At 38.5% G+C, this 6,260-nt stretch carries 11 protein-coding genes; 4 read left to right on the forward strand and 7 right to left on the reverse strand.

Annotation, left to right across the window (positions count from 1 at the left end):
* Positions 1–182: 182 nt before the first annotated feature.
* Positions 183–812, reverse strand: a complete 630-nt coding sequence (locus tag C502_RS0116105; protein ID WP_018679816.1) for an alpha/beta hydrolase — start codon at positions 810–812, stop codon at positions 183–185.
* Between the two features lie 124 nt (positions 813–936).
* Between C502_RS0116105 and yaaA the strand changes: the two genes are divergently transcribed.
* The 4 genes from yaaA to C502_RS0116125 are packed head-to-tail and all read left to right on the forward strand — an operon-like array spanning position 937 to position 3,114.
* Complete coding sequence (gene yaaA, locus C502_RS0116110) at positions 937–1,719, forward strand: peroxide stress protein YaaA (RefSeq protein ID WP_018679817.1); 783 nt, start codon at positions 937–939, stop codon at positions 1,717–1,719.
* A 19-nt stretch (positions 1,720–1,738) separates the two neighbouring features.
* Positions 1,739–2,002 carry a hypothetical protein gene (locus C502_RS0116115; protein WP_018679818.1) on the forward strand — a complete coding sequence of 88 codons (264 nt, stop codon included), beginning with the start codon at positions 1,739–1,741 and terminating at the stop codon, positions 2,000–2,002.
* Between the two features lie 9 nt (positions 2,003–2,011).
* The gene (locus tag C502_RS0116120; RefSeq protein WP_018679819.1) at positions 2,012–2,629 is read left to right on the forward strand and encodes an HD domain-containing protein; all 618 of its coding nucleotides are present in this window, start codon (positions 2,012–2,014) and stop codon (positions 2,627–2,629) included.
* A gap of 29 nt (positions 2,630–2,658) precedes the next feature.
* The gene (locus C502_RS0116125) at positions 2,659–3,114 is read left to right on the forward strand and encodes an NUDIX domain-containing protein (protein ID WP_018679820.1); all 456 of its coding nucleotides are present in this window, start codon (positions 2,659–2,661) and stop codon (positions 3,112–3,114) included.
* Between the two features lie 54 nt (positions 3,115–3,168).
* Here the strand turns inward: C502_RS0116125 and C502_RS0116130 are convergent, their stop codons facing one another.
* From C502_RS0116130 to C502_RS0116155, 6 genes are all read right to left on the reverse strand, one after another.
* The gene (locus tag C502_RS0116130; RefSeq protein WP_018679821.1) at positions 3,169–3,954 is read right to left on the reverse strand and encodes a thiazole synthase; all 786 of its coding nucleotides are present in this window, start codon (positions 3,952–3,954) and stop codon (positions 3,169–3,171) included.
* 23 nt (positions 3,955–3,977) lie between these two features.
* On the reverse strand, positions 3,978–4,175 hold the full coding sequence (thiS, locus tag C502_RS0116135) for a sulfur carrier protein ThiS (protein ID WP_018679822.1): 198 nt from the start codon (positions 4,173–4,175) through the stop codon (positions 3,978–3,980).
* Positions 4,176–4,184: 9 nt separating this feature from the next.
* Complete coding sequence (locus C502_RS0116140; RefSeq protein ID WP_018679823.1) at positions 4,185–4,550, reverse strand: DUF423 domain-containing protein; 366 nt, start codon at positions 4,548–4,550, stop codon at positions 4,185–4,187.
* 107 nt (positions 4,551–4,657) lie between these two features.
* Positions 4,658–5,527, reverse strand: a complete 870-nt coding sequence (gene rpoH / locus C502_RS0116145; protein ID WP_018679824.1) for an RNA polymerase sigma factor RpoH — start codon at positions 5,525–5,527, stop codon at positions 4,658–4,660.
* Positions 5,528–5,658: 131 nt separating this feature from the next.
* Positions 5,659–5,898, reverse strand: coding sequence for a sulfurtransferase TusA family protein (locus C502_RS0116150; protein WP_023274675.1), 240 nt, complete (start codon positions 5,896–5,898; stop codon positions 5,659–5,661).
* Between the two features lie 90 nt (positions 5,899–5,988).
* On the reverse strand, positions 5,989–6,260 hold a 272-nt coding region (locus tag C502_RS0116155; protein ID WP_018679826.1), incomplete at its 5' end, for a transposase.

The raw sequence follows: 6,260 nt of genomic DNA on the forward strand, positions 1-6,260 counted from the left end.
GCCTTTTTATGGGTATTCAAAAAAGAACATCTCCAATAACAACCAGAAGGAGATATAGAGGGTTCAACATATAAAGATTCAAATCCTCGTTTGTGCAATTCATGTGCAATATAAAGTGTTTTTTTAGATTGGTGATGTAAAAATCCTTTTTCACTGTCAATGCCCTGTTTTTCTATTTAAGTCTACAGTTTTAAAAAGCGAGTAATCACTTGTCTTAACTGTTTTAGATAACCCGTAAAGAAATGGTTTGCACCTGGCAAAATCGTGATCGGGTGTTTTTGTGGCTTTGCCCAAGCAATCATATCTGAAAGCAAGGTGATGTCATCTTGTTCGCCATGTACAAATAAGATATCGCCGTCAATTGCAGGGGTTTTGTAGTGGCGCAAGTCAACCACAGAACCTGTTGGCAAGCCACATAATACCAATTGCTTTGGACGTAATTCATCGCTGAGTTGAGCTTGGCATTTTGCGAGCACATGAGAGCCGAAACTGAAACCACCTGCATAGAAGGTAAGTCCTGCATGTTTTGCACGGGCATATTCAATCACGGCCATAATGTCATCCGTTTCGCCGTGACCTTGATCATGTGTACCTTCACTGCCAGCTAAACCACGGAAGCTTGGACGATAGACCACACAGCCCATTTCATTAAAAATCTGAGCCAGTAAAACAGGGACTTTATGATGAGGTGTACCACCTTGCAAAGGATGTGGATGGCAGACGACAGCAAAACCTGTGATTTCACCTTGGGGTTGATCAACAAACATTTCGATTTGACCAACAGGACCTTGGATGAATAATTGCTCAGACATAAGATACGCAATGGATAATGGAAGAATCCACTATTTTACCGATAAAACTGAACGAGAACACGAATTGGCATTAAAAATTATCAACTGTTATAGTTTCACCAAGATAAATTTATTTTGATTGACTATGCTTGCTTTAATTTCTCCTGCTAAAACACTCGATTACACGACAGCACTTCCTACTGATACACATACCCAGCCCCGTTTGTTGGCGCAATCTCAACAATTAATTGATGTTTGTCGCAAGCTTTCTGCGACAGAGGTTGCATCGTTGATGACGGTGAGCGAGAAAATCGCCAATTTAAATGTAGAACGTTTCCGTGACTGGAATGCTGATCTTGATTTTTCCAATGCTCGCCAAGCCATATTTGCATTTAAAGGGGATGTCTATACTGGTTTAGATGCTTACCATTTAAACGATCAAAATATTGATTTTGCACAGCAGCATTTACGTATGTTATCTGGTCTTTATGGTTTGTTACGTCCTCTAGATTTGATGATGCCATATCGTTTGGAAATGGGAACTAAACTAAAGAATAGCCGTGGTCATAATCTATATGAATTCTGGGGCAGTATTATCACCGATCAAATTAACCAAGATTTAGCTGAAATTGATGCGAAAGTATTGGTAAATTTGGCCTCTGACGAATATTATAAATCTGTGAATGAAAAGAAAATTCAGGCAGAAATCATCAAGCCTGTATTCTTGGATCAGAAGAACGGAAAATATAAAGTCATTAGTTTCTATGCGAAAAAAGCGCGTGGTCTGATGGCAAGGTACTTGATTGAAAATAAATTAAGCCAAGTAGAAAAATTAAAAGCATTTGATAGTGAAGGGTATTACTTTGATGCTGAAAGTTCATCGGATAAAGAATTGGTCTTTAAGCGAGATGAACAGCACGCATCTTAAGTTTGCAATAGGCAGAGTGATGTTAACCAAAGAACATTTATTAAAACATGCAATATCATCTGATCAAGTAAGTATCAAAGGGCATTTGACTGAACCTCGTAGCTATGGCGTATATGCACTGCCTTTAGGTCGGGATGGTACAAGGCGATTTCGATTTGGTAATCACCCTGTACGCCAGCAGGAACTAAAACATGAGTTTGGTTCCTGTACCTTGTATCAGCTTTTTCTAGAACGTAAAGATGCTGAATCCTTGGCGAAGTGGCTGAATAAAGAAATCGAATGAGGGTGAGCAATGCAACACTATTTATCCTCATTAGAAAAATCATGGTTTGAGCTTCATCAGCATTATCATTTCTCTGAACCGCAGAAAGTTTTTAATAAGTTGATTGCTGCCTACAGTGAAAAGCAGCGGGCTTATCATACGATTCAGCATTTATATGAATGCCTAGTTCTAGTTGACTCGATTCGATCTGATTTAAATGATGCAAATGCGGTTGTCTTGGCACTCTGGTTTCATGATGCGGTTTATGACCCCCAAGCAAAAGATAATGAACTGAAAAGTGCCGAGCTGTTTGAACAGTATTTGGCTCAAGATTTATCAATTGATATTGTTCAGAAGATAAAACGTTGGATTATTGCGACGCAAAAGCATGAAGCAACGGATGAGCTAGATTTGCAATTTTTACTGGATATTGATTTGGCGATTCTAGCTGCTTCAGCAGAGCGTTTTGCGGAATATGAACAGCAGATTCAGCAAGAATATGCTTGGGTAGATCCAGATGTTTATTCGATTAAAAGAAAACAAGTTCTAGCACATTTTTATCAGACAGAACCGCTGTATCAAACTGAATATTTTCAACAGAATTTTGAGCAACGTGCCAAAAGCAGTTTAAAGAATATAATAGAATAAATGATTGAAATTCATTTGTTGAGTTGTAAGTGAAAGATTTAACATTAGATATTGCAGAGGGAAAACTTAATATTCGTGTAGCTGCTTGGATAGAGCATGAAGATCAGATTTTAGTTTCTACATTTCCAGATGGAAGTATCTCTTTAGTTGGAGGGAGACTAAAGTTTTCGGAAACAACTCTAGAGGGGATTCAGCGAGAAGTGCTTGAAGAAACAGGAGAGTATTTTAATTCACCTGTACTTTTTGCGATTGTTGAGAATTTTTTCTATGATCCTATTATCGAGCGACATTTTCACGAATTTCTTTATATTTATAAAGGCGGTATTCAAACGAAAACTTGTTATCTTGATGATGTGACTGAGGCTCAGGTGATTTCATGGATGCCAAAGCATGAGATCAAACGACTAAAGCCAGATGTTTTACATGATCTTGCTTTACGATCATCTGAACATGTTATTCATCTTGTTAATCTAGAATCAAGATAAATTGTAATTGCATTAAAAAAGGGAGCAAAAAAGCTCCCTTTAATCGTTCTTTTCTTACTTAAAGAAATATCCAGTCTCAGGCGAGCTCGCATTCGCCATACGCTTACGTGGCATACGGCCTGCTAAGAATGCTTCACGACCTGCTTCAACCGCTTTTTTCATCGCAGAAGCCATCAAAATTGGATTTTGAGCAGCGGCAATTGCTGTATTCATTAATACGCCGTCACAACCGAGTTCCATTGCAATCGCAGCATCACTGGCAGTACCAACACCAGCATCAACCAATACAGGAACTTTGGCATTTTCTTTGATGATGGAAATGGTATGTGGATTCAGAATACCAAGACCAGAACCAATCAAACTACCCAAAGGCATGATCGCAACACAGCCCATGCTTTCAAGTTCTTGGGCAACAATTGGGTCATCCGAGGTATAGACCATGATTTCAAAGCCGTCATCAATCAAGGTCTGCGCTGCTTTAAGTGTTGCAGTGACATTTGGGTATAGGGTTTTTTCATCACCTAGAACTTCTAATTTTACTAGATTGTGACCATCAAGCAGCTCACGTGCAAGCATACAGGTGCGAATTGCGCTATCCGCATCAAAGCAACCTGCTGTATTTGGCAAAATCGTATATTTTTCAGGTGGAATCACTGAAAGTAAATTGGGTTGGTCGGGGTGTTGACCAATATTTACACGGCGAATTGCAACTGTGACAATCTCAGCACCACTAGCTTGAATGGCTAAATCAGTTTCATTTAAATCTTTATATTTGCCAGTTCCGACCAATAAGCGAGATTGGAAAGTACGTGAGCCAATAATTAAAGGGGAATCTTGCATGGGCTTACTCCATTTTTAGCCAATTAGCCGCCACCAACAGCTTGAATAATTTCAATACGATCTTCAGGAGCAATCGTCGTTTGCTCAAGCTTACTTTTCGGAATAATCTGTTGATTCTTTTCTACAGCGAAGCGTTTGCCTTCTAAGGCGAGTATTTGAATGAGTTGCTGTAGATTTTCACAAGGCGTGTCCGTTAACTCGCCATTTAAATAGATGTGCATGATAAACCCTTATTTCGCATGCTTGATTGCTTGCCATGCCAATAACAGCCAGCCAGCAATCATAAATGCACCACCAATTGGTGTGATTGCACCTAATATTCTTGGTAAGCCAAGCGCCATAATATATAGCGAAGCACAGAAAAAGATGATACCAATTTGAATCAAAATAAAAGGATATTTGATTGGGAATGTTGGTGTAGTTTTATTTAAGACTGCTAGAATAAGTAAGCCAATTGCATGGTAAAAGAAATATTGGGTTGCTGTACCCCACCAAGCAAGTTGTTCTGGTGTCGCAAAAGATTTTAGCCCATGTGCGCCAAAGGCACCGAGTATTACCGCAAGCGCAAGATTTAGCGCAGAGATTGCAATCCACATAATTACAATGTAACTAGAAACTTATAGTAGCAAAGTTAACATATTCGAGAGGCTAATCAAAGCCAGATCAAACAAAAGGGCATAAAGCCCTTATGTTTGATCTAATTTTAACTCGCAGACATTGCGGTTTTGATTTTTTCCATGGCATTCTTTTCAAGCTGACGAATACGTTCAGCAGAAACATTATATTCAGCAGCCAATTCATGTAGCGTCGATTTGTCATCATCTAACCATCGGCGTTGTAGAATATTACGCGAACGATCATCTAATTGATCCATTGCCTCATGCAAAGCAGCAGTACTTTGTTCTTCGTAGTCTTCTTCTTCGACCAGTCGAGCAGGGTCGTAACGACTATCCTCTAAATAAAGCGCAGGAGCTGTGTGAGGTGTATCATCGTCATCATCGCCTTGAGCTTCAAATGCTGCATCATAAGCAGTTAAACGACCTTCCATTTCCAACACTTGTTCTGGTGTGACATTTAAGTCATTTGCAATCGATTGTGCTTCAGCAAGTGTTAGTTTTTTGCTTGATTTTTTCAGACTACGTAAATTAAAGAATAATTTACGTTGTGCTTTGGTCGTTGCAATTTTGACAATACGCCAGTTGCGAATTACATACTCATGAATTTCAGCTTTAATCCAGTGCACGGCAAAAGAAACTAAGCGAACACCCATATTCGGATCGAAGCGTTTTACCGCTTTCATTAATCCGAGGTTACCTTCTTGAATGAGATCACCTTGTGGCAATCCGTAACCTGCATAGCTACGTGCAATATGTACGACAAAGCGTAGATGTGACATCACCAATAATTTGGCAGCATCAAGGTCTTGGTCGTAATAATAACGTTCAGCAAGTTCTTTTTCTTGCTCTGCCGTTAAAATTGGAATTTGATTGACAGTACTGATATATGCACCAAGGTTTACGCCTGGCGCAGACAATGACAGGGGCATCAATTGATTGCTGCTGTCAGTAGTCATGGAGTCTCCTTATAGGATGATATTTGAGTCAACAATTTCATCTTAATGCGAATGTGCTTCATCACTAAGGAAATTTGAGTATAAAAATGTAAATTTAACGATTTTATCTTTACCAAGAGTTTAGCAAAGAATCATATAGATTCAATTAAATAGTGAAATTCATTGTCTGAAATTTTTTGAGTCTGGCATTGAAGTTGCTGAATTTGGCAATATCGTGTTACATCAATTTCACTATGAGGATCTGATGATTTTAATAAATAGTGTTTTGAACCTTCAGCTTTCTTTAAAGCACGCTTTAGCATGAGCAGTGGCATAGGGCAAGGTTGTCCTAGCGCATTAATAATTTCAGGAGAATTCGGTATCTGAGTCATAGTGATTTAAGCAGCTAAATTCAGAATTATTTTAACAAATTCTGTAGAAGGAAGGCTGACTATTATGAATTATTTTAACCCGAATCCTGTTTAAGCCACTGATTCCATAATTTGAATTTTTGGCTTATTTCGTTGGGTTAATTGATATGCACATAACGATGCATAAATCCCACTTAGAAATCCATGAATACTACGTGCCTTACTCGTCACTAAATTGTATTGTCCTTTCAATAAGCTAAATAACGTTTCTATCTTATTACGTTGTTTTAAGTGATATTCATCTTGTGCACAGAGTTGAACAGTCCGCATGTTCTTTCGATGATACGTAATTAAATCAATACCTTGATTCTTTAACTTGCTTT

The organism is Acinetobacter tjernbergiae DSM 14971 = CIP 107465 (genome assembly GCF_000374425.1).
Taxonomy (GTDB): Bacteria; Pseudomonadota; Gammaproteobacteria; order Pseudomonadales; family Moraxellaceae; genus Acinetobacter; species Acinetobacter tjernbergiae.

Coding starts and splice junctions, on each gene's coding strand:
- C502_RS0116105 (WP_018679816.1), bottom strand. CDS start 812: ATGTCTGAGCAATTATTCATCCAAGGTCCTGTTGGTCAAATCGAAATG.
- yaaA (WP_018679817.1), top strand. CDS start 937: ATGCTTGCTTTAATTTCTCCTGCTAAAACACTCGATTACACGACAGCA.
- C502_RS0116115 (WP_018679818.1), top strand. CDS start 1,739: ATGTTAACCAAAGAACATTTATTAAAACATGCAATATCATCTGATCAA.
- C502_RS0116120 (WP_018679819.1), top strand. CDS start 2,012: ATGCAACACTATTTATCCTCATTAGAAAAATCATGGTTTGAGCTTCAT.
- C502_RS0116130 (WP_018679821.1), bottom strand. CDS start 3,954: ATGCAAGATTCCCCTTTAATTATTGGCTCACGTACTTTCCAATCTCGC.
- thiS (WP_018679822.1), bottom strand. CDS start 4,175: ATGCACATCTATTTAAATGGCGAGTTAACGGACACGCCTTGTGAAAAT.
- C502_RS0116140 (WP_018679823.1), bottom strand. CDS start 4,550: ATGTGGATTGCAATCTCTGCGCTAAATCTTGCGCTTGCGGTAATACTC.
- rpoH (WP_018679824.1), bottom strand. CDS start 5,527: ATGACTACTGACAGCAGCAATCAATTGATGCCCCTGTCATTGTCTGCG.
- C502_RS0116150 (WP_023274675.1), bottom strand. CDS start 5,898: ATGACTCAGATACCGAATTCTCCTGAAATTATTAATGCGCTAGGACAA.